The 22,574-nt window shown below is 57.7% G+C and carries 20 protein-coding genes and 1 pseudogene; 17 read left to right on the top strand and 4 right to left on the bottom strand.

All coding sequences use genetic code 11. The features are described from left to right. Positions 1 to 734 (top strand): glutathione S-transferase C-terminal domain-containing protein (locus AAC035_RS04945; protein ID WP_339800704.1); only part of this gene is annotated, 734 nt, incomplete at its 5' end. Here the strand turns inward: AAC035_RS04945 and AAC035_RS04940 are convergent. Further along, entirely contained in the window at positions 731 to 1,699 is a 969-nt protein-coding gene (locus AAC035_RS04940; RefSeq protein ID WP_339800701.1) for a polyprenyl synthetase family protein, read from the bottom strand. The two genes, AAC035_RS04945 and AAC035_RS04940, sit on opposite strands and share 4 nt — an antisense overlap. A 298-nt stretch (positions 1,700 to 1,997) precedes the next feature. On the opposite strand from AAC035_RS04940, the gene rplU reads away from it, so the two are divergent. From rplU to proB, 4 genes are all read left to right on the top strand, one after another. After that, positions 1,998 to 2,309: a 50S ribosomal protein L21 gene (gene rplU / locus AAC035_RS04935; RefSeq protein ID WP_339800699.1), complete on the top strand. Its 312-nt coding sequence runs from the start codon at positions 1,998 to 2,000 to the stop codon at positions 2,307 to 2,309. A 35-nt stretch (positions 2,310 to 2,344) separates the two neighbouring features. Continuing rightward, positions 2,345 to 2,605: a 50S ribosomal protein L27 gene (rpmA, locus tag AAC035_RS04930; RefSeq protein WP_339800696.1), complete on the top strand. Its 261-nt coding sequence runs from the start codon at positions 2,345 to 2,347 to the stop codon at positions 2,603 to 2,605. A 119-nt stretch (positions 2,606 to 2,724) separates the two neighbouring features. Further along, positions 2,725 to 3,927, top strand: a complete 1,203-nt coding sequence (gene cgtA / locus AAC035_RS04925) for an Obg family GTPase CgtA (RefSeq protein WP_339800693.1) — start codon at positions 2,725 to 2,727, stop codon at positions 3,925 to 3,927. A 54-nt stretch (positions 3,928 to 3,981) separates the two neighbouring features. Next, a complete protein-coding gene (gene proB / locus AAC035_RS04920; protein ID WP_339800690.1) occupies positions 3,982 to 5,106 on the top strand; it encodes a glutamate 5-kinase in 1,125 nt (374 codons plus the stop codon). Positions 5,107 to 5,172: 66 nt separating this feature from the next. Here the strand turns inward: proB and rpsT are convergent, their stop codons facing one another. Next, positions 5,173 to 5,442, bottom strand: coding sequence for a 30S ribosomal protein S20 (gene rpsT, locus AAC035_RS04915; RefSeq protein WP_339800688.1), 270 nt, complete (start codon positions 5,440 to 5,442; stop codon positions 5,173 to 5,175). Positions 5,443 to 5,761: 319 nt separating this feature from the next. Here rpsT and murJ point away from each other — a divergent pair, with 319 nt between their 5' ends. The 12 genes and pseudogenes from murJ (at position 5,762) to AAC035_RS04855 (ending at position 20,221) form a co-directional block, all read left to right on the top strand. Further along, the gene (gene murJ / locus AAC035_RS04910) at positions 5,762 to 7,255 is read left to right on the top strand and encodes a murein biosynthesis integral membrane protein MurJ (protein WP_339800707.1); all 1,494 of its coding nucleotides are present in this window, start codon (positions 5,762 to 5,764) and stop codon (positions 7,253 to 7,255) included. 103 nt (positions 7,256 to 7,358) lie between these two features. Next, positions 7,359 to 8,327 carry a bifunctional riboflavin kinase/FAD synthetase gene (gene ribF, locus AAC035_RS04905; RefSeq protein WP_339800686.1) on the top strand — a complete coding sequence of 323 codons (969 nt, stop codon included), beginning with the start codon at positions 7,359 to 7,361 and terminating at the stop codon, positions 8,325 to 8,327. Positions 8,328 to 8,369: 42 nt separating this feature from the next. Then, a pseudogene (ileS, locus tag AAC035_RS04900) lies at positions 8,370 to 11,187 on the top strand (isoleucine--tRNA ligase). Further along, positions 11,187 to 11,726 (top strand): signal peptidase II, encoded by a 540-nt coding sequence (gene lspA, locus AAC035_RS04895; RefSeq protein ID WP_339800684.1) that lies wholly within the window; start codon positions 11,187 to 11,189, stop codon positions 11,724 to 11,726. Before ileS ends, lspA begins: the two are co-directional and overlap by 1 nt. Beyond that, complete coding sequence (fkpB, locus tag AAC035_RS04890) at positions 11,723 to 12,175, top strand: FKBP-type peptidyl-prolyl cis-trans isomerase (RefSeq protein WP_339800681.1); 453 nt, start codon at positions 11,723 to 11,725, stop codon at positions 12,173 to 12,175. Before lspA ends, fkpB begins: the two co-directional genes overlap by 4 nt. A gap of 178 nt (positions 12,176 to 12,353) precedes the next feature. Further along, positions 12,354 to 13,304, top strand: a complete 951-nt coding sequence (ispH, locus tag AAC035_RS04885; protein WP_339800678.1) for a 4-hydroxy-3-methylbut-2-enyl diphosphate reductase — start codon at positions 12,354 to 12,356, stop codon at positions 13,302 to 13,304. A gap of 182 nt (positions 13,305 to 13,486) precedes the next feature. Beyond that, on the top strand, positions 13,487 to 13,933 hold the full coding sequence (locus tag AAC035_RS04880) for a GspH/FimT family pseudopilin (protein WP_339800674.1): 447 nt from the start codon (positions 13,487 to 13,489) through the stop codon (positions 13,931 to 13,933). A gap of 44 nt (positions 13,934 to 13,977) precedes the next feature. Then, positions 13,978 to 14,370 (top strand): type IV pilus modification protein PilV, encoded by a 393-nt coding sequence (gene pilV, locus AAC035_RS04875; RefSeq protein WP_339800671.1) that lies wholly within the window; start codon positions 13,978 to 13,980, stop codon positions 14,368 to 14,370. Further along, positions 14,367 to 15,419: a PilW family protein gene (locus AAC035_RS04870; RefSeq protein WP_339800668.1), complete on the top strand. Its 1,053-nt coding sequence runs from the start codon at positions 14,367 to 14,369 to the stop codon at positions 15,417 to 15,419. Before pilV ends, AAC035_RS04870 begins: the two co-directional genes overlap by 4 nt. An 8-nt stretch (positions 15,420 to 15,427) precedes the next feature. Then, the gene (locus AAC035_RS04865) at positions 15,428 to 15,952 is read left to right on the top strand and encodes a PilX N-terminal domain-containing pilus assembly protein (protein ID WP_339800665.1); all 525 of its coding nucleotides are present in this window, start codon (positions 15,428 to 15,430) and stop codon (positions 15,950 to 15,952) included. A 23-nt stretch (positions 15,953 to 15,975) separates the two neighbouring features. Continuing rightward, complete coding sequence (locus tag AAC035_RS04860; RefSeq protein WP_339800664.1) at positions 15,976 to 19,731, top strand: PilC/PilY family type IV pilus protein; 3,756 nt, start codon at positions 15,976 to 15,978, stop codon at positions 19,729 to 19,731. Positions 19,732 to 19,819: 88 nt separating this feature from the next. Next, on the top strand, positions 19,820 to 20,221 hold the full coding sequence (locus AAC035_RS04855) for a type IV pilin protein (RefSeq protein ID WP_339800661.1): 402 nt from the start codon (positions 19,820 to 19,822) through the stop codon (positions 20,219 to 20,221). A 10-nt stretch (positions 20,222 to 20,231) separates the two neighbouring features. Here AAC035_RS04855 and AAC035_RS04850 read toward each other — a convergent pair whose 3' ends face one another. Continuing rightward, positions 20,232 to 20,798, bottom strand: coding sequence for a GspH/FimT family pseudopilin (locus AAC035_RS04850; protein WP_339800658.1), 567 nt, complete (start codon positions 20,796 to 20,798; stop codon positions 20,232 to 20,234). Positions 20,799 to 20,913: 115 nt separating this feature from the next. Continuing rightward, positions 20,914 to 22,365, bottom strand: coding sequence for a sigma-54 dependent transcriptional regulator (locus AAC035_RS04845; protein ID WP_339800656.1), 1,452 nt, complete (start codon positions 22,363 to 22,365; stop codon positions 20,914 to 20,916). Between the last annotated feature and the right edge of the window lie 209 nt (positions 22,366 to 22,574).

Here is a 22,574-nt window from a genome sequence, read left to right as displayed (position 1 = left end):
ATCCCGATATGGTCGAGAACGGCTGGGAATTTCGCCCCCAGGACGAGTCGCATCAGGACCAGCTGTACGACCTGCGCTTTCTGCATGAGCTGTACACCCGCGCGGCAGGGGATTACAGCGGACGGGTGACGGTGCCCGTGCTTTGGGACACCCGTAAGCAGACCATTGCCAGTAACGAATCGGCTGAGATTATCCGGATGTTCAATTCGGCTTTTGATCACCTTGAGGGGGTTCGTTCTGATCTGGATTTCTATCCCGGTGAATTGCAGGCTGAGATCGATCAGGTCAACGAGCGGATCTACGACACCGTCAACAACGGGGTCTACAAGGCCGGCTTCGCCACCGCCCAGGAGAAATACGAAGAGGCTTACCAGGAGCTGTTCCTTTCACTGGACTGGCTGGAGGAGCGGCTCACCGGCCAGCGTTATCTGACGGGGGACACCCTGACGGAGGCGGACTGGCGACTGTTCACCACCCTGATCCGCTTCGACGCGGTCTACTACAGTCATTTCAAGTGCAATCGTCAGCGTATTGCCGATTTCCCGGCGTTGTCTGCCTATGTGAGGGATCTGTATCAGGTGGAGGGTATTGCTGAAACGGTCAGCATCGGGCAGATCAAGCAGCACTATTACGTGAGCCAGCGCACCATCAATCCGACCCAGATCGTGCCGGTGGGGCCAGCGCTGAATTTCAGCGAGCCCCACGGCCGTGAGGCTCTTTCATCGGGACACTAGCTGACGCGTTCCACCGCCAGGTCGGTGAGCAGGTCCAGAGCGGTGTGATAAGGAGAGTCGCCGATGGCGGCAAGGCACTGCTTGGCGAGCACTGCCTGTTCCCTGGCCTGAGCCATGGTGTAATCGATGGCGCCGGAAGCCTGAACGATTTCAAGAATCTTCGGTAATTCCTCGAGCCCACCCTTACGGATGGCCTGGCGAACCACCTGTTTTTCGGTTTCCGCTGTGTTGGTCATGGCGTAAATGAGGGGCAGGGTCGGTTTGCCTTCGGCCAGGTCATCACCCACGTTCTTGCCCATGGCTTCGGCGTCGCCGGTGTAGTCGAGAGCGTCGTCCACCAGTTGAAAGGCCAGACCAAGGTGTTTGCCGTAGTTTCTGAGCGCGGTTTCCTGCCCGGGCTCTGCACCTGCCAGCAAGGCGCCGGTGTGTGATGCGGCCTCGAACAGCATGGCGGTCTTGTTGTGGATGACTTCCATGTATTGCGCTTCACTGATATCCGGATTTCTGATGTTCATCAGTTGCAGCACTTCGCCCTCCGCAATCACGGCGGTGGCATGGGACAGTACTTCCATGATGGGCAGGCTGCCCAGCTCAACCATCATTTCGAAAGCCCGGGCGTACAGGAAATCGCCCACCAGCACGCTTGGCGCGTTGCCCCAGCGGGCATTGGCGGTGCTGCGGCCCCGGCGCATATCCGAGGTATCCACCACATCGTCGTGCAGCAAGGTGGCGGTATGCAGGAACTCGATGACTGCAGCCAGCTTGAGGTGTTCATCCTGTTTGTAGCCGGCGGCCTGTCTGGACAACAGAACCAGCAGCGGGCGCAGGCGTTTGCCACCGCTTTCGATGATGTATTGGGCGATTTTTTCGACCAGGGGAACATCGGAGGAAAGCCGCTGGATGATCAGGTCGTTAACGCGACTGAAATCGTCTGCCACGGTGTCGTAGATTAGCTGCGCGGTCATGCGGCTGTTCCGGTCCCTTGTTGAAAAAAAGGTGGATAACAAATCGGGAAGGTCGCGGCAATGCTAGGTATTGCGGCAATCGGTGTCAACTTGCGTCGCAGCTGTTTTCTGCGGGCCGGCGCCGGCAGCGCAGGTCGGGTTAATTCATGCAAGTTCGGCTTGTATCTGTAGCGGGCTTTTCGTACAATCACGCGCCCCAACTCATCCCAACCTGCGCTCCCTGCTATAGGGTCGCCAGAGCGCCTCCCTTAGAACCAGGTGGATAAGAGCAGGGATGGGTCAATCGCGGAGAATGTACATGTACGCAGTTATTGTTAGCGGTGGTAAGCAACACCGTGTAAAGGAAGGCGAAACGCTGAAGCTGGAAAAGCTGGAAGTTGAAACCGGTGGTAACGTCGAGTTTGATCGCGTTCTGCTGGTTGCTGACGGTGATACCATCAAGGTTGGTGCGCCGGTTGTTGATGGCGCCAAAGTGACTGCGGAAGTGGTCAGCCACGGCCGTCACGCCAAGATCAACATCATCAAGTTCCGTCGTCGTAAGCATCACATGAAGCGTCAGGGCCACCGTCAGTGGTTTACTGAAGTCAAGATCACGGGCATCTCAGGCTGAGGCCTGGATATAACCCGTAAGAGAGGAGGCTAGCAATGGCTCACAAAAAAGCAGCAGGTAGTACCCGTAACGGTCGCGATTCCGAGTCGAAACGACTTGGCGTCAAGCGCTTCGGTGGCGAGAATGTCACTGCGGGCAGCATCATCGTCCGTCAGCGCGGCACGCGTTTTCACCCTGGTGATAACGTAGGCCTGGGCAAGGACCACACACTGTTTGCAACTGCAAACGGTCATGTGAAGTTCGAGACCAAAGGTCCTCAGAACCGCAAGTTCGTGAGCATCGTTCCCGCGGCGTAAGTCGCGGCGATGTCAGGCTCTGGTATCATCAGATATCAGAGTCCACAGAAGCCCCGCAAAGCTTCCCTGAGGCTGCGGGGCTTTTTGGTTTATGCGCGCTGGGCGCGAAGGGTTGATCCATGAAATTTGTAGACGAAGCTACCATCATTGTTGAGGCCGGGAACGGGGGGCATGGCTGTCTCAGTTTTCGCCGTGAAAAATACGTGCCCAAGGGCGGCCCGGATGGCGGTGATGGTGGTGACGGCGGTTCGGTGTACCTGGAGGCGGACATTGCCCTCAATACCCTGGTTGACTATCGCTTCCAGCGTAAGCACAAGGCCCAGGGTGGTGAGCAGGGTGCCGGCCGGAACTGTGCCGGCAGCAAGGGTGAAGATCTGGTTCTGCCGGTACCGGTGGGTACAACGGTGGTGGATATGGATACCCACGAAGTGCTGGGGGATCTCGCTCAGCCCGGCCAGCGCCTGAAAGTGGCGCAAGGCGGTTTTCACGGTCTTGGTAACACCCGCTTCAAGTCGTCGGTGAACCGTGCGCCGCGGCAGACTTCCAAGGGCTCTCCCGGTGAGACCCGGAATCTTCGCCTTGAGCTGAAGGTGCTGGCGGACGTTGGCTTGCTGGGCATGCCCAATGCAGGTAAGTCCACCTTTATCCGTTCCGTATCGGCGGCTACACCCAAGGTGGCGGACTACCCGTTCACGACGCTGGTGCCCAATCTGGGCGTGGTCAGCGTGCAGGCCCACCAGAGCTTTGTGATTGCGGATATACCGGGGCTGATCGAGGGCGCTGCGGAAGGTGCGGGCCTTGGTATTCGTTTTCTCAAGCACCTTGTTCGTACCCGCTTGTTGTTGCATCTGGTGGACGTGGCGCCTTACGACGGCGCGTCGCCGGCGGCCAGTGTGCGGGCCATTGAGCACGAGCTGGAGAAATTCAGCGAGACCCTGGCGGGCCGTGACCGCTGGCTGGTGCTGAACAAGGTCGACATGGTGGCGGAAGAAGACCGTGAGGCGCATTGCCAGGCCATTGTCGATGAGCTCGGTTGGACCGGTCCGGCGTTCCGGATTTCCGCGCTCAGCGGAGAGGGCACCCGGGAGCTGTCGCAGGCCGTGATGCGCTGGATTGAAGCCCGTGCCGAGGAAGAGGCGGAAAACCCCGAGGTGGCCGAACAGGAGGCTACTCGCCGGCGTCGGATGGACGAAGAGGCCCGTGCCCGCATCGAAGAGGACCGTCAGGCCCGTCGCGCCGCTCGTGAAAATGACGACGACGATGATGATGACGATTTCGACGATAGTGACTACGACGTCGAGGTGGTTTACGCACCGGAATGAGCGCGGCACCTTTCATGACCCGCGGACCAGCATCTCAGGATGATCAGACCGACCATGAGTGAACGTTTACGGATACGCCAGGCGCGGCGCCTGGTGGTAAAAATTGGCAGCGCCCTGCTGACCAACGATGGCAAGGGGCTGGATGTGCCGGCCCTGGGGGGGTGGGTGGATCAGATTGCCGCTCTTATCCGCTCCGGCGTTGAGGTGGTGGTGGTGTCGTCCGGCTCGGTGGCGGAAGGTATGAGTCGTCTGGGCTGGACCCGCCGGCCGGAGCAGTTGCACGAACTTCAGGCGGCAGCTGCCGTAGGCCAGATGGGACTTGTGCAAACCTGGGAGGCCCAGTTCAAGCGCCACGATCTTCACTCAGGTCAGGTGTTGCTGACCCACGACGACCTTTCCGATCGCAAGCGCTACCTGAACGCCCGCAGTACCCTGAGGGCGCTGCTGGATTTTGGCGTGGTCCCTATTGTGAACGAGAACGACACGGTGGTGACCGACGAGATACGGTTTGGCGACAATGACACTCTCGGTGCCCTGGTGGCCAATCTGGTGGAAGCCGATGGGCTGATTATTCTCACCGATCAGCTGGGCCTGTTTGACAAGGATCCTCGCTCCCACAGTGACGCACAGCTGGTGACCGAGCGCCGGGCCAGTGACCCTGCGCTGGACGTCATGGCGGGCGGCAGTGCCGGTGCGCTCGGTCGTGGTGGCATGCAGACCAAGTTGCGGGCATCGCGGCTGGCAGCCCGTTCCGGGGCCTTTACCGTGATTGTGGGTGGGCGGATCGATAACGTGATACAGCAGTTGCAGCAGGGTGAGCCTGTGGGCACGCTGTTGTTGCCGGAACAGGGCCGCAGCGCCGCCAGGAAGCAGTGGCTGGCCAGCCATCTGCAGACCCGCGGCCGGCTGACGCTGGATGCCGGTGCCATTCAGGTGCTGTGTAAGGGCGGGCGCAGTTTGCTGCCGGTGGGAGTCAAGGCGGTCGCTGGCAGCTTTCGTCGTGGCGAAATGGTGTCCTGCATTGATGAAGCCGGGCGGGAGGTGGCCCGGGGGCTGATCAACTACGATGCCGATGAGGCGCGGGCCATTGCCGGTCGTTCAAGTGATCGTATTGTTGAGGTGCTGGGCTATATTTCGGACGAGGAGCTGATCCATCGGGACAATCTGGTGATCGTCTGAGGGTTCAGGATTTTCAGTCAAAAAAAACCGGCCAGCGGCCGGTTTTTTATTTCACCATGATCGCAATCAGGCCGCTTTCAGCGCCTTGATTTTGGCAGTCATGCGGCTCTTGTGACGAGCAACCTTGTTCTTGGCGAAGATGCCTTTGTTGACCATGCTGTCCATGATCGGCTGAGCCTGCTTGAAGGCGGCCTGGGCTTCGTCGTAATTGCCGGCTTCCAGCTGGGCGTTTACTTTCTTCATGTAAGTGCGCGCCATGGAACGCAAGCTGGCGTTATGCTTGCGATTCTTTTCGTTCTGACGTGCGCGTTTTTTGGCTTGCGGGGTATTTGCCACCGTGTAACTCCTGAAAAACTTGAATTCGTTGCTGAGCTGTTTTGGCTGAAAACAGGTCGTGAAAAGCTCTGTCGCACCTGACTGCTGGCGCGTCAAAATAAATGACGCGGAACTATGCCGCCAGCCGCTCAAAATGTCAAGTGTGAAGCAGGTTCACGGCACATGAAACGCCTGTGATAAACTCCCGCCACGCCAATCAGTGGACCAGGGTTTCATGACCGACCAGCCAGCCGTGCAGCCTACTGCCCAGTCTCCGTCCCCGGACAACCAACCCCCCAAGGCGCCGGGTTTGCTGCGCTCGTCTGGTGTCGTGGGTGTCATGACCATGCTGTCGCGGGTGCTGGGGCTGGTGCGTGATATGGTCATCGCCCGCTATTTTGGTGCCGGCGCAGGGGCCGATGCGTTTTTTGTTGCGTTCAAGATTCCCAATTTTTTACGTCGGTTGTTTGCTGAGGGCGCCTTTTCCCAGGCCTTTGTACCGGTGCTGTCGTCTTATCGTCAGCAGGAGTCGCTGGATGAAGTCCGGCGCCTGGTCAATGCCGTCGCCGGCTCGCTCGGGCTGGTGTTGCTGGGGGTGACTCTGGTGGCGATGCTGGGAGCGCCGGTCCTGACGGCCGTGTTTGCGCCAGGGTTCGTGGGTGATGATGAGAAGTTTGTGCTGGCCAGCGATATGTTGCGTATTACCTTCCCGTATCTTCTGTTGATTTCCCTGACCGCTTTTGCCGGCGGCATCCTCAACAGTTACGACCGTTTCGCGATTCCTGCCTTTACTCCAGTGTTGCTCAATCTGGCCATGATCGGCGCGGCGATATTTCTTGCGCCTCTCATGGAGACACCGATTATGGCGCTGGCCTGGGGCGTGTTCATTGCCGGTGCCCTGCAGCTGTTTTTTCAGCTGCCATTTCTGATGAAGCTGGGGTTGCTGCCCCGGCCGCGGGTGGATTACCGCCATGAGGGGGTAACCCGGATTCTGAAACTGATGGCGCCGGCTATGTTCGGGGTATCGGTGAGTCAGATCAACCTGCTGCTGGACACGGTGTTGGCGTCGTTCCTGCAAACCGGCAGTGTGTCCTGGCTGTACTATTCGGATCGGCTGGCGGAACTTCCGCTGGGTGTGTTCGGGATCGCCATTGCCACGGTGATTCTGCCCAATCTGTCCCGCAAGCATGCGTCGGCCTCCATGGACCAGTTTGCATCCACGCTGGACTGGGCAGTGCGTGCCGTCTTGCTGATCGGCGTGCCGGCAGCGCTGGCACTGGTGCTGCTGGCGGAGCCGTTGATCGCCACCCTGTTCCATTATGGTGAGGTGACCGACCGGGACGTGTTGATGTCGGCCCAGAGCCTGCGGGCCTATTCTGCCGGTTTGCTGGCATTCATGATGATCAAGGTGCTGGCTCCGGGGTATTTCGCCCGGGAGGACACCAGAACACCGGTCAAGATCGGTATTATTGCCATGGTGGCCAACATGGCGCTCAATCTGATGCTGATTTTTCCTCTGGCTCATGCTGGTCTGGCCCTCGCCACATCCATCTCCGCCTGGCTTAACACCTTCCTGCTGTGGCGAGGGCTCAAGAAGGACGGTGTCTGGAAATCCCAGCCCGGATGGGGGCGCTTCTTCCTTCAGCTGGGATTGGCCAATGCCGCTCTGGCGGCCACTATCCTGTACCTGCAGCCACCGGTGGATCAGTGGATGGGTGCCAGCGGGCTGCAGCGCGCATCCGATATGACGATGCTGGTGGTGGCAGGTGTGCTGGTCTATTTCGTCGTGCTGGCGCTGGCGGGCGTGCGGGTAAGACATTTCCGCAACAGGTAAGGTATAATCGCCCGTTTTATCGCCAGCGGAAAGCTTGCTGCCAGTAACTCTTTGCGGGAGCCAAGCGCTGAACGCAACCCAGACAAATGAAGGTTCGCATTACATGCGTCTGATCCGGGGATTGTCCAACCTCAAAGCTCTGTCCGAACAGGCCGGGTCGCCGTTGACCCGTGGTTGTGTTGCGACCATCGGTAACTTCGACGGTGTGCACCGGGGCCATCAGGTCATCATTGACCAGGTTCGCGAGAAGGCCCGTGAGCTGGCAGTGCCCTCGGTGGTAATGGTGTTCGAGCCGCAGCCCCAGGAGTTTTTCCGGGGCGCAGATGCGCCGCCCAGACTGATGCCCTTTCGCCAGAAGTTCGAAGCCCTGCTGGCAAACGGCATTGATATGGTGCTGTGCCTGCGATTCGATGGCCAGTTCCGCCAGTACTCCGGTATGGGATTCATCGAGGACGTGTTGATCGAGGGTCTGGCGGTGCAGCATCTGGTGGTGGGCGATGATTTCCGCTTTGGCTGTGACCGTGCCGGGGATTTCCATCTGCTGAAGCAGGTAGGGGCGGACCGCGGTTTTACCGTCGAGCATACCCGCACCATTGAAATAGCCGGTGACCGGGTCAGTAGCACCCGGGTTCGGGAGACCCTGGCGGAAAACCGTCTTGAGCTGGCCGCCGAACTGTTGGGTCATCCGTATCGTATTGCAGGGCGGGTCGTTTACGGGCGCCAGCTGGGGCGTCAGCTGGGCGCGCCGACGGCCAACCTGTTGCTGAAGCGGCAGCCGGCCTTGCGCGGGGTTTATGTGGTCCGGGTACAGCTGGCTGACGGAACCCTGTGTGACGGCGTTGCCAATATTGGGCTGAGGCCCACTGTGGATGGCAAACAGCCTTCCCTTGAGGTGCACCTGTTTGATTTTGCTGGCACACTTTACGGTCATCGTATTGCCGTGGAGTTTCGGCATAATCTGCGTGACGAAATCCGGTTTGAGTCTGTCGATGACCTGAAACAGCAGATTGCCAGAGACTTTGACGACGCCCGGGCCTGGATTGCCGAACATGGTTCTGTAGCGACCCTTTAGTCACCCTTTTTTCACCCCACACTGACCGACGATCAAGAATCTATGAGCGACTACAAGCATACCCTGAACCTGCCCGAAACAGCTTTCCCCATGCGTGGCAACCTGGCCCAGCGAGAGCCGGAGATGCTCAGGCGCTGGCAGGAAATGGATGTTTACGGCAACCTGCGGAAGCAGCGGACAGGTCGTGAAAAGTTCATTCTTCACGACGGTCCTCCCTATGAACGGCAGCATTCACATCGGTCATGCGGTCAACAAGATTCTCAAGGATATGATCGTCAAATCCCGCGGGTTCATGGGTTTTGATGCACCCTATGTGCCGGGCTGGGACTGCCACGGTCTGCCCATCGAGCACAAGGTCGAACAGGAAATCGGCAAGGCCGGCGTCAAGGTAGACTACAAGACCTTCAGGCAAGCCTGTCGCGACTATGCGGCGAAGCAGGTAGAAGGCCAGAAAGCGGACTTTGTGCGACTCGGCGTCATGGGGCAGTGGGACAAGCCTTATCTGACCATGGATCCGAAGGTTGAGGCTGGCATTGTGCGGGCGCTGGGCAAGATCGTCGCAAAAGGGCACCTTGTTCGTGGCTACAAGCCGGTGTACTGGAGTGTGGTGGGGCAGTCCGCGCTGGCAGAAGCGGAAGTTGAATATCAGGACAAGGTGTCTACCCAGATTGACGTGCGTTTTACGGTCGTTGATCAGGCCAGAGCCTTATCCCTGTTCGGAACGGACAAGGGCGAGGGCGCGGTCTCGGTGGTTATCTGGACCACTACCCCCTGGACCATTCCCGCCAACCAGGCGGTGTCGCTGAACGCCGATCTTGAGTACGCCCTGGTGCAGGTGGACGCCGGTAACGGACCGGAACGGATGATTGTCGCGGCCGACATGGTCGAAGGCATCATGAGTCGCTGGGCCATTGCAAACTATGAAGTGCTGGCGGTCTGCGCCGGTGCGGCGCTGGAGCGCCTGGCGCTGAAACATCCGATCTATGACCGGCAGGTGCCGGTGATCCTCGGAGACCATGTTTCCACCGACGCGGGTACCGGTGCCGTACACACCGCCCCGGACCATGGTATGGAAGACTTTGAAGTCGGCAAGGCCTACGACATCGGCACCATTAATCTGGTCCAGGCTGATGGCACCTATACCCAGGCGGCGGGCGAATTCGCCGGCGTTCACGTCTACAAGGCGGATCAGCCGGTGTGCGACGCCCTGAGCCGTGAAGGCAAGCTGGTCAACAGCGAGAAATTCAGCCACAGCTACCCTCACTGCTGGCGCACCAAGACCCCGCTGATCTACCGGGCCACCCCCCAGTGGTTCATCAGCATGGAGAAAGAAAACCTGCGGGCGGACGCGCTGGAAGCCATCAAGGGTGTGCGCTGGGTGCCGGCCTGGGGTCAGAATCGCATCGAAGCCATGTTCAACCAGTCGCCGGACTGGTGTGTTTCCCGTCAGCGTACCTGGGGGGTGCCGATCACCCTGTTTATCCACAAGGAAACCCAGGATCTGCATCCGGATACCCAGGCGCTGATCGAGCAGGTTGCACAGATCATTGAAACCGACGGTATCGATGCCTGGTACGAGGTCGACGCACAAACCCTGCTGGGCGCCGATGCCGACCAGTACGAGAAAGTGACAGATACTCTGGACGTCTGGTTTGATTCCGGGGTGACCCACGATTCCGTGCTGCGCCCACGCCCGGAGCTGAACCAGTTTCCGGCGGATCTGTACCTGGAAGGCTCGGACCAGCATCGCGGCTGGTTCCAGTCATCCCTGAAAACCTCCATCGCGATGAATGGCGTGGCCCCCTACAAGCAGGTGCTGACCCACGGCTTTACCGTGGATGGCAAGGGACACAAGATGTCCAAGTCCATGGGCAACGTGATTGCGCCCCAGGAAGTCATGAACGAACTGGGCGCCGACATTCTGCGCTTGTGGGTGGCGGCCACGGACTACAGCGGCGAGATGACCGTTTCCAAGGATATCCTGCGGCAGACTGCGGATGGCTATCGCCGTATTCGTAATACCGCCCGCTTCCTGCTGAGCAACCTGACCGGGTTCGAGCCGGAGCAACACATGGTGGCGCCGGACCAGATGATCGCCCTGGATCGCTGGATGGTGGACAAGGCCCTGCAGCTGCAGAAAGAGCTTCACGAGGACTACCAGAACTACGCCTTCCTGCGCATTTACCAGAAAGTATACAATTTCTGTGAAGCCACTCTGGGCGGTTTCTATCTGGACATCATCAAGGATCGCCAGTACACCACCCAGGCGGACAGCCTGGCGCGCCGGTCCTGCCAGACCGCCTTGTACCATGTGGCGGAAGCCCTGGTACGCTGGATCGCGCCAATTCTGAGCTTCACCGCCGATGAAATCTGGCAGCATCTGCCCGGAAAGCGCGGCGAGACCGTGTTCTACGAAACCTGGTACGACGGTCTGACCGCCATGCCGGACGATGCCGAGCTGGGCCAGGATTACTGGCGCGAGCTCCACAGCGTGAAAGAAGCCGTCAACAAATGCATGGAAGAGGCCCGCGCCCGCGGTGAGATAAAGGGCTCCCTGAGTGCCGAGGTCACCCTCTATTGCGAAGGGGATCTCGCGGAGGAACTGAAGCGTTTGGGCGAAGAGTTGCGCTTTGTGCTGATCACCTCCGAAGCCCGCGTGGAACCGATTTCTGCAGCCGGTGACGCCGAGCCCACCAGTCACGAAGGTTTGCTGGTCAAAGTGACTCCGGCCTCTCACAGCAAGTGTGAGCGTTGCTGGCACCATCGTGAAGATGTAGGGCAGAACGCTACCTACGCCGATCTGTGCGGCCGCTGTATCCCCAATGTGGACGGGCAGGGCGAAGCCCGGGCCTACGCCTGATGGAGATGGCCATGACCGATGCCCGGCAGGGATCGCAGTTAAAGTGGCTGTGGCTTGGGCTGCTGGTTCTGGTACTCGATCTGGGCGCCAAAGCCATAGCCACCAGTGTACTGACCTACGCCAGCCCGGTGCCGGTGCTGCCGTTTTTCAATTTTACCCTGCTGCACAACACCGGTGCTGCCTTCAGTTTTCTGGCGGGAGCCGCTGGCTGGCAACGCTGGTTTTTTGTGGTGCTGGCGCTGGTGGTCAGTGTGATTCTGGTGTTCTGGCTGCGTTCCCTGAAGCGTAATGAAACCTGGCTGGCCATTGCCCTCGTATTGATACTCGGCGGAGCGCTGGGCAACGTCTATGACCGTATCGTTCACGGTTATGTGGTCGACTTCCTGCACTTCTACTGGAACGACTGGCACTTCCCCGCGTTCAATATTGCCGATTCGGCCATCACAATTGGTGCCGGCATGATGATTCTGGATATGTTTCGCAAGCCCTCAGACAGCCCGGAGGGCAGTGGCGACAAGAACCGAGAGAAACCCCAATGAAACAATTGCCCATAGACAAGGGTACCCGGGTAACCCTGAACTTTGCCCTGAAATTCACCGATGGCGAGATTATTGACTCCACCTTTGACAAGGCCCCGGCCAGTCTGGAAATTGGTGATGATAATCTGCCAGAGAATTTCGAGGCCTATCTCATGGGCCTGGTAGCCGGCGACAAGGCCAGCTTCGATGTGCCGCCGGAAAAGGCCTTCGGTCAGCACAACCCCAATAATGTACAGACCTTCAAACGTCACGAATTCAGCGCAGACATGGTGCTGGAGGCCGGGGTCATGATTTCCTTCGCCGATGCCCGCCAGAGTGAGTTGCCGGGGGTGGTCAGTCGCGTGGAAGGGGATGAGGTGGAAGTGGACTTCAATCATCCACTGGCGGGGCGTACACTGGTATTCGAAGTTGAAATCATTGATGTTGAGCCAGCCGAGACGGCTCACTGACTTGATGGGAGCATGTCTCAGGTGTGGAGACCGGCACCCGGGATCTCTGTTCCGGGACACGCCGTGAATACATCCCTGTAGGCTCGTAAAAAACATCCCTGTTTTTTACGGTCCCGGAACAGAGATCCCGGGCGCCGGTTAGCCCGCAAATTTAGTGACAAGGTAGGATAGGGCCCATATGCAAATTCGTCTGGCAAATCCCCGCGGCTTTTGCGCCGGTGTTGACCGCGCAATCGAAATCGTCAATCGGGCTCTCGATGTGTTCGGGGCGCCAATTTACGTGCGTCACGAAGTGGTCCACAACAAATTCGTCGTGGACAACCTCCGTGATCGCGGTGCCGTGTTTGTGGATGAGCTGGATGAAGTGCCAGATGACAGGCTGGTGATCTTCAGCGCCCACGGCGTATCCCAGGCGGTCCAGAGCGAAGCCGCCCGCCGCGGCCTGAAAGTATTCGATGCCACCTGCCCGCTGGTCACCAAGGTCCATCTGGAAGTCATGCGCTACAGCCGTGATGGCCGCGAGTGCATACTGATCGGCCATCACGGCCATCCGGAAGTTGAAGGCACCATGGGCCAGTATGACGCCAGCAATGGCGGTGCCATCTATCTGATCGAGAATGAAGCAGAAGTGGCAACTCTTGCGGTGAAAGACCCCGCCAAACTGGCCTATGTGACCCAGACCACCCTGTCCATGGACGACACTGCCCGGGTCATTGACGCCCTGCGCGCAAAGTTTCCCGATATTCAGGGCCCCCGCAAGGACGATATCTGCTACGCCACCCAGAACCGCCAGGACGCTGTCAAACAGCTGGCCGGTGACTGCGATCTGATGCTGGTGGTGGGCTCCCCCAACAGCTCCAATTCCAATCGCTTGCGGGAGCTGGCCGAGCGTATGGGCACCCCCGCGTACCTGATCGACGAAGCGGCCCAGATTGATCCGGCCTGGCTGGAAGGCAAAGTGGCCATCGGCGTTACCGCCGGTGCCTCCGCCCCGGAAGTGCTGGTAAACGAAGTGATCAGTCGCCTGCAACAACTGGGCGGCGAGATGCCCCGGGAAATCCCCGGGCGTGAGGAGAATATTGTATTTTCCATGCCCAAGGAGCTCCGCATTGATGCAGTGAACGTCTAGCACCTGGTTTTTTCATGCCAAAGCGGGCCGTTCACCAGCAGCCCCCGCCTGATGTGATCCTGATCACGCCCTGCATTCCTCCTTTACCGCTTGTCTGTCGACACGAGCCGCTCATCGTCTGCCCATAGCTGGCATAATGACGAGCGGTTAATCTTCTCGTTACGTCATGATGGAAGTGGACTATGTACCTGAAAAGCCGAAGTTCCGGGTTTACCCTGATTGAGTTGATGGTGGTGCTTGCGCTCGTGGCTATTGTTGCGGGCGTCGCCATTCCTCAATTCACCACTGTGATAGAGAATAATCGGGTGATTTCCACCACCAACTCATCCGTTGGGCTGATCAATTTTGCCCGCAGTGAAGCCGTTCGGCGTGGCCGGGCTGTCACAGTGACTTCGGCCCTGGGCACCATGACCGCTACACTGGCTTCCGATGGCACAATTATCCGCCAGATTGAGCCTGCAGCCGGCAATATTTCGATCAGCAATGATGCGATTACCTTCCGTTCAACTGGCCTGACGACCGCAGGCGGTGATGTGTCATTTGATATCTGTGCGGGCAGTGGGCCCGGGCGACAGGTGACTGTGGCCCCGGGGGGCAGAACCTCATCAATAGAAGTGGTGTGTCCATGACTGTCGGCATGCGCGCCAAGACCCAGATTACCAAGGAGGGGCACATGATTCGTCCACCGTCCGGTAACGCCCGGAATGCAGGCTTTACACTTATTGAAGTTCTGGTGGCCTTGCTGATCCTGCTGGTTGGCCTGCTAGGGGTTGCAGGCACCCAGCTCCTGTCTCTGCAGCAAGTCAACAACGCCAACCTCCGGTCGCAGATCAACAATCATGCGGTTGAGGTGGTAGAACTCATCCGCGCAAACGACGGCCAGGCACTGGCAGCGGCCACTCAGGATGCCTGGGAGTCAGGCTTGGTGCGGGATGTGCCAAGTGCGGTGACCAATATCGTGGTTAACGCCAACACCGCCACAGTGACCATCACCTGGAACGAGCGTGAGTATGGTCAGTCGGACGCAGCGAAAACATTTACCCTTGCGGCGAGGATTGACCAATGACGCATGCGCTCAATCGGCAGACGGGCCTGTCGATCATCGAAATCATGGTGGCACTGGTCCTGTCGTTGATTCTCACCCTGGGACTGGTGCAGATCTTTACCGCGAACAGCCAGAGCTTCCGCCTTGCAGAAGCCAGTTCAAGAATACAGGAAAGTGGTCGTATGTCTCTGGGCATACTCTCGCGGGAGATACGCAATGCCGACTATTGGGGTTGCCTTAGTGATCTGGCGAATCTGAACAGCGTGCTGAACAATGTTGGCGATGTCGGCGCTCTGTTGCGTGGTCTCGACGCAGAGGATGGAACGGGGCCGGGAGGTTCGGATCGTCTCTGGCTCGGTGGAGCTGGCGGGGGCAGCGAGGCGAACGTTGTATTTGATCCGGCGGCTCCTGCAGCCACCATGACAGTAGATGACAGCTCGACTCTGTTCAGGGGAGATATCGTCATCATCAGCAACTGTAAGAGCGGTGATATTTTTCAGGTGACCAATGACCCCGGCAGCACCGGATCATTGCAGGTGAATTATAATACCGGTGGTGCCCAGGGTCCTCCTGGCAATTCCACCTCCACGTTATCCCGTCAGTATTCCGATGAACCGGAGGGTGGAGCGTTGTTTCGACCAAGGCAACAGCGTTATTACCTGAGTGAAGTCGGCGGTGACCGGGAGCTGGTCACAGATGGCGTCAATGTTACGGGTGGCACGGCAAATGTGGGGTCATTCAGTGCCCAGCAGGCGCTTGTTGGTGATGTGCGGGACTTTCAGCTTCAGTTTGGCCGCGATACCAGCGGCAACGGCCAGATTAACGTCTGGGAGGACCCCCTGGGGCTGAATGCGGCGGGCAACCTGCAGGCCGATGAGGCCATAGCCGTGAGAATGAGCCTGCTGATTCGTTCGCCCCGGGATAATCTGACGGACGGGGGGCAAACCTATTGCTACCCGGGTTGGCTGGATTGCGAGGGCACGCCTGGTCTTCTCTCTGCCGCGGCGGCCGGGGATACTTTTCTTTACCGGGTCTACACCACCACTGTTTCACTCCGGAACAGGAATTGAGGTGCGCCATGAAACTTCATGAAAACAGCCAGCGGGGCGCAGCCCTCATTCTGTCACTTCTGATGTTGCTGATTCTGAGCCTGCTGGCCATTTCCAGCATGCAGAACACGGTGATGCAGGAGCGTATGGTTTCCGCAGAACGGGAAGGTATGGTTTCCCTTGAAATAGCCGAGTCGGGACTGCGTGATGCGGAGATATTTCTGGATGGGGTCGGCAACCTCACTGAGTTCGACGGCACCGACGGCCTGTATGGCCTGCTGGATAATGCCCCGGATCCGCTGGATGCCAATACCTGGATCGGTGCATCCAGCCGTGTCGGCAATGTCGTGGCCGGTTTGGGTGTTACACCCCGATTTTACATACGTCATGTGGGCGAAGCCCGCGAGTCCGAAAATATTCAGTTGGGCGCCGGCTATGGCAATAATTCCGGACTTTCTGAACAGCAAGCCTTTCGGATTGTGGCCTGGAGCCCGGGTTTGACGGGCGAGTCCCAGCGTATTATCGAGTCATATTACACCAGGGATGGCCTGTAACCGTGGCCAGGCAGGAGAAAATCATGAACATGTACACACGAGTATTTCGCAATATCAGTATGTCCTGTCTGCTGATACTACCGGTAACAGGTTGGGGGGTGCCCGGGGAGTTGGCGGACAAACCCCTGTTCCTTGGCGGTGGCAACGTTCCCGGTAATATGGTGCTGGTGCCTTCGGTGGAGTGGCCGACAATTGAAAGTGTCGCCAACATTACCAACACCTACACCAGCGCTCAGCGCTTCGAGGGGTACTTCGATTCAGCCAAGTGTTACCAGTACAACTACTCAAGTACGGAGTCTGAGCGGCATTTCTCCCCAAGTTCCATGGCTGGAACTAACCGTCAATGTGCAGGTTCCGGAGAATGGAGTGGCAATTTTCTGAACTGGGCAACGACACAGACGGTTGATCCGTTTCGGAAGGCGTTGACCGGTGGACTCAGGGTCAGGGATACGCCTACTGAGACCTGGCTTGAAAAGGCTCGTCACCCCGGCCAGGGTAACGGCTTCCCCATACGCGATCTGAATAATGCGACTGAAGTAGCCGGGGCAACGCCTTTTAGCGCTGCGAGCCGGATCCGGGTCCGGATCGGTGGGCTCGGTACCCGCATGAGGTTCAGCCTCGGGAATACAGACGTCAATACTAACGTGCTCGCTTACACAGGCAGCAACCAGGGTGACCAGGACCCTTATACCAGTGGGCGGGGCTATGACATGTCCGTGCGGGTCAAGGTCTGCGACGCGTCGGTTGGCCTGGAGTCCAACTGCGTACAGTACTCGCAGGGCTGGAAACCGGAGGGTCTGATTCAGCAGAATGCCGACAATATCCGCTACAGTATCTTTGGTTATCTGAACGACAGTTCGGAGAATCGGGATGGTGGCATTCTGCGCGCGCGCCAGAAGTTTGTTGGCCCCAATATGTTGGTGCCCAACGTCGGTTCAACCGCCAACGCCAACGCAGAATGGGATGCGACTACCGGTGTTATTTTTGCAAACCCGGATCCTGCCGACGCTTCAGCGACCCACTCCTCCATTACCAATAGTGGTGTCATCAATTATCTGAATAAATTTGGTCAGCTCAACTCAGGCAACAACAAGTCTATCGACCCGGTCAGTGAACTTTATTACACCGCTACCCGGTACCTGAAAAATCTGGGTAATGTGCCTGCCTATACGTCGATGGCCGGTGCAGATGATGCGACCCGTAACAGGTGGAGGGACGGCTTCCCTGTAATCACCGACTGGGATGACCCTATTCAGTACGAGTGTCAGCCGAACGTCATCCTGGGCATCGGTGATGCGAATACTCACCGTGATAAAAACCTGCCAGGAAATACAACGTACAGAACTGGCGAGCCGGGGATGCCGTCTGAAGTAAGTGCAGATACGACAGTTAATGTGATTACCGAGACAAACCGCGTCGGTCAGTTGGAAGGTTTTGGAGACATTGCCAACACCAACAGCTTCACCGGTCGCAGCAACTCTGCGTACATTGCCGGCCTGGCCTACGATAATCATACCCGGGATCTTCGTCCCTTGATGGCCGGCACTCAGACCGCGTCGACTTACTGGGTAGACGTTCTTGAAAACCAGGTTCTCGAGCGAGCGTCCCGGAACCAGTACTATCTCGCCACCAAATATGGTGGATTCGAAAAACCGGAAGGTTTTGACCCGGATGCCAGGACCGATCCATTGGAAGACGGCTGGTGGCATACCACCGGTGAAATGCTGACACCAAATAGCGGTTCAGCTTTCAAGCGTCCTGACAATTACTATCTGGCTGGTGAGGCCGCCCAGATGATTGCCAGCCTTGAGGCGGTCTTCAGTGATGCCGGCTCTGAGCTGGCCGGTAACTCAGCCAGCATCAGTTTTAATTCCACCAGCCTGGAAACCGATAGCCTGCTTTTTGGGGCACGGTTTGATGCCAGTGACTGGAGTGGTGAATTTTTTGCAAGATCCTTGGGCGGTGGAGGTGGTACTGCACCATCACTGCAAGCCAGCGACACCTGGGAAGCGGGTGACATCCTTGATGCAAGGGATCTGGTAACGGATCCGCGGCAGATCATTACCTATAATGGTACAAGTGGCGTTGCCTTCAGCCAGGGTACATTTGATAGCGGTATCCTTAGCAATAGTCAGCGTCAGGATTTGCTCGCTGGTGGTGCTTCAACTGCAGAGGCGAAGGCTCGTTTAAGCTTTCTCAGGGGCGAGGCAGTTGCCGGATTACGAAACCGAGGTAGCCGGCTTGGTGATATCGTTAATTCATCACCGATTTTTGTTGGCAAGCCATCACTCAATTGGCCGAGCGGAGCGCCTTTTGGCACCAGCACCGCCACCTATAACGGTTTCAAAGTGAGCCAGGCATCCCGTGCTCCAGTGGTGTATGTGGGTGGTAACGACGGGATGCTGCATGCATTTTCAGGACGAGAGGCTACTGCGGATGGCGGTGGGCGGGAATTATTTGGCTATGTGCCAAATTTTCTGTCCTCGGATCAGTCCGAGGAGGGGTTGCACTATCTGACCGAAACGTCTTATGAACACCGTTATTACGTAGATCTGACTCCTTCGGTATCAGATGTCTACATGCAGGGCGCAGGTGTTCAAGGGGATGCCTGGAGAACTGTATTAATTGGTGGGGGCCGCACCGGAGGGAAAGGACTCTTTGCACTGGATGTCACCGATCCTTCGACTTTCAGTGAGACCAATGCAGCAAACCTGGTGCTCTGGGAATTTACTGCGGCAGACAGTAATGGCCGGCTTGGCTACATTACAGAGCCTCCGCTGGTAGTTATGGCTCCGTGGGGTAGTAATGATTTTCGGTGGACGGCAATTTTCGGCAATGGTTATAACTCCGGATCAGATGAGACCGGACTGTTCATGCTTGATCTCGAAGGTGGGCTGGATGGCACCTGGACCGAAGGTACGGACTATCGTTTTATCTCTTTTGAATCTGGCTCCGGCAGCGGGCTTTCAGCAGTTACGGCAGTTGATTTGACTGGCAATCGGATTGCGGATCGTATCTATGCAGGCGATTTGAAAGGTCAAATGTGGGTTGCCAGCGCCGCGAGCAATGGCACCTGGGATGCGGCCTACAAACAAGGCCAGAATGCGCTCCCACTCTTTACGGCGGAGCTTGGTGGGCGCGATCAGCCGATTACCGCGGCTCCCGCTGTGGTAAGAAGTCCGCTGCCGGGCGCTGACCCGAATTTGCTGGTGCTGTTTGGTACAGGGCAATATCTCACTGAGAATGACACATTGAGTTCAGATGTGGAGTCATATTATGGCATTACTGACCGGGGTGTCGCTGAGCTCGATCGCAGTAGCAACCTGCTGGAGCGTCAGTTAAGTGAATCCACAGTTGTTGTCGGTGGCGACAGCTTCAATGTGCGTGAGGCAGGCGGCGATGTCTGGGCGAACGAGGCAGGTTGGTACGTTGACTTTGTCACTGATTCAGGAGAGCGGATCGTGCAGACCTCACAAGTTCGGGGCAAGTACGCGTTTGTGAATTCGACCATACCTAATTCTGACCCCTGTGCGGCCGGCGGCGATGGCTGGATTATGGCCTTTGGACTCGACGGTCGAACTCCGGATCGAGCCGTCTTCAAGCGGTTTCCGACTCCAGTAGTTGGTTATAAAACCGAAGGCGGTATGCCAAACCAGAGTGGGTTCATTGGTGATTATCTGATTACGCCGTTATCCGACAATACTTTCCTGGAGGATGAAATTGATCTGGGTCCTGGTGCCGCTCAGGGACGTTTGAGTTGGCAGGAATTATACGAATAACGACTCCTACTGTTTTCAGCTGCGATATTCGCCGATATCTAGTGAAGTCAGGGTGTCGCAGCACAACTGATTAATTTTAAGGGCTAATATGAACGCCAAAAGTCAGCGTGGTTTCACGCTCATGGAGTTGATGATCGTTGTCGCGATTATTGGCATAATTGCAGCGATAGCAATACCGTCCTATACCCGTTATGTCGAAAGCGCCAGGGCTGCTGATGCTCAGGGAGCGTTAATGTCACTGGCAAATGCGCTTGAGCGATACCACACCCAGAATGCAACGTATGTGGGTGCAACGATAGGTGCTGGTGCAGGCGACATCTTTCCAGCAGAAGCGCCGCTTGACGGGGGGGGCACCAAATTTTATGACCTGGTGATTGTTGCCGGGAATACGACTGCGACGGCATATCGTATCGAGGCCAGGCCGAAAAACGGTCAGGGTGGGGGTACTATTGCACTGTTATCAACCGGAGCACGGGTAAACTGGCAATAGACTATGGGATCTAACGAATGCAACTGATGGCTCGTCCATCGGCGCCTTCAACAATTCCATCTCCGTTGCGGTCTTCGGCCAGCAAAGGACGGCCTCCCCGGTTTATCCGTATCTGGCTGGCTTTGCTGGGGTCGTTATCTGTCGGGCACCACAGGAAGTGGCCTATGGCTTCGCGGGCATGACCACTGGCTCTGAAACCGAAATAGGGGCGGTTGCCAGTGCGAGCAATGATGTGGCCTTGTTTCACGGGATCGCTCACTTTGATGATCTGGGCGCCGGAAACAAGTTTTCTGGAACGGTCCGGATCACGGAACACTGTTAGTGTCTTGTTCCAGTCTCGAGTGCAGGTCCCCGCGGTGTTCAATGGGCAGAGTGTCACAGACGTCTGATCGTGGATAGCGGTGTTTCGGGCCAGGTTAATCAGCGTAACCAGATCTGAGATCGCAGTTTGACGATGTGTAGCTTCGGTCCAGGACGACCAGTTTGGGACAGCCATCACTGCAAGAACACTCAACAGTACGATGACGATTATCAGCTCAAGCAGGGTGAAACCTTGTTGGCAGTCAGCTTTGCACATCCTTGTGGCTCCTTCATTCTGGGCCTCTTGCCCGGGAGCTATAAATCTACAAAACGAGGGACCTGTTTTCCCTTACGATCCGGTAAGCGTAGCCATCCTGATCAGATTCATCTGCTCACTCCATCCCCAACTTCTTCAACCGATACCGCAGCGCCCGGAAACTGATGCCCAGTCGTTTCGCCGCCGCCGTTTTGTTCCAGCGTGTTGCTTCCAGTGCCTTGTCGATGGCCTGACGCTCAATGGTTTCCAGATAGTGTTCAAGGTCCATATCGCCTTCAGGGAGAACTATTCCGGAGGCGTCACTGTCTGCGTCCGTCCCGTCTTTCTGTTGTAACTGATCCGGGAGGTCTGCGGTCACCGGGCCCAGGTGGAGATCGCCAGTGTCAATTTCTTCGGCGTCACAGAGGGTAAAGGCCCGCTCCAGGATATTTTCCAGCTCCCGCACATTGCCGGGAAATTGATAGCCCTGCAGATGCTGGATAGCCCTCTGGCTCAGCCGGGCAGAGGGGCACTCGTATTCCCGGGCAATCCGTTCCAGAATGTGCCTGGACAGCAGGGCGATGTCGTCCGGCCGGTCCCGTAGCGGCGGTACGGCCAGTTCGATCACATTGATGCGGTAGAACAGATCCTGGCGAAAACGGCCATCCTGCACCAGTTCCGGAAGGTTTTTGTGAGTGGCGCTCAGAATTCGGACGTCCACGGGCGTTTCTTTGGATTCACCGACTGGTCGCACGGCCTTTTCCTGAATGGCCCGCAGCAGCTTTACCTGCATCGCCAGCGGCAGGTCAGCAACTTCATCAAGGAACAGGGTGCCACCGTCGGCACTGCGAAAAAGTCCGTCCTTGTTCTCCGTGGCACCGGTAAAACTGCCCTTGCGATGACCGAAGAACTCACTTTCCATCAGTTCCGAGGGAATCGCGCCGCAGTTCACCGCCACGAAGGGGGCGTCACGGCGGGGGCCCTGCATGTGGATCATGCGGGCTACCAGCTCCTTGCCGCTGCCGGATTCACCGCTGATAAAAACCGGCGCCTGACTGCGGGCAAGTTTGCGGGTCTGGGCCCGCAGGCGCTGGATTTCCTTCGAGTTGCCCAGCAGCAGTCCCGGTTCGTCGTGGCTGATGGTTTCCGGTTGCTCCGGCTCCGACAGTTTCAGGGCGCTGTTGACAAGCTCTCTCAGGCGCCCCAGCTCTACCGGCTTCGACACAAAATCGAAGGCGCCGGCTTTCAGTGATTCGATGGCGGTATCCATGTTGCCGTAGGCCGTGATGACTGCAACTGGAGTATTGGGGTGGTTTTGCTGAATCCATTGCACCAGCTCAATGCCATTTCCGTCTGGCAGATTCATGTCAGTCAGGCAAAGTTGCACCGGTTCCGCATTCAACAGCTCCCGGGCCGTAGTCAGGTCTGGTGCTGCCCGGGTGGCGATGCCCATGCGGACCAGGGTGATTTCCAGTAACTCCCGGATGTCTGGCTCATCGTCCACGATCAGCGCGGTTGGGGTGCCGGGGAAGGTGCCGGAGAAATCGCCGGGAAAGGTACTGCCGGGAGTGCCACTGAGGTTGCTCATGGAAATCCTGTCCTTATCGTGTGTCTGTTATTGAGGGCAGCGCGTGGGTGCCGTCTCAGATCAGGCGGCCCGCCGGTGCAAAGGTGATGCGGAAGCAGCAGCCATCCCCGGTATTGTCCAGCAATGCGAGATGGGCCTGATTCGCCTCACAGAGTTCCCGGGCCAGGTACAACCCAAGGCCCGTGCCACTTTTGTCGGTGGTAAAAAAG

It is taken from the genome of uncultured Marinobacter sp., from assembly GCF_963974375.1.
Lineage (GTDB): Bacteria > Pseudomonadota > Gammaproteobacteria > Pseudomonadales > Oleiphilaceae > Marinobacter.
Note: the sequence above shows the minus strand (reverse complement) of the source record. Positions and strands in the feature narration are given on the sequence as shown.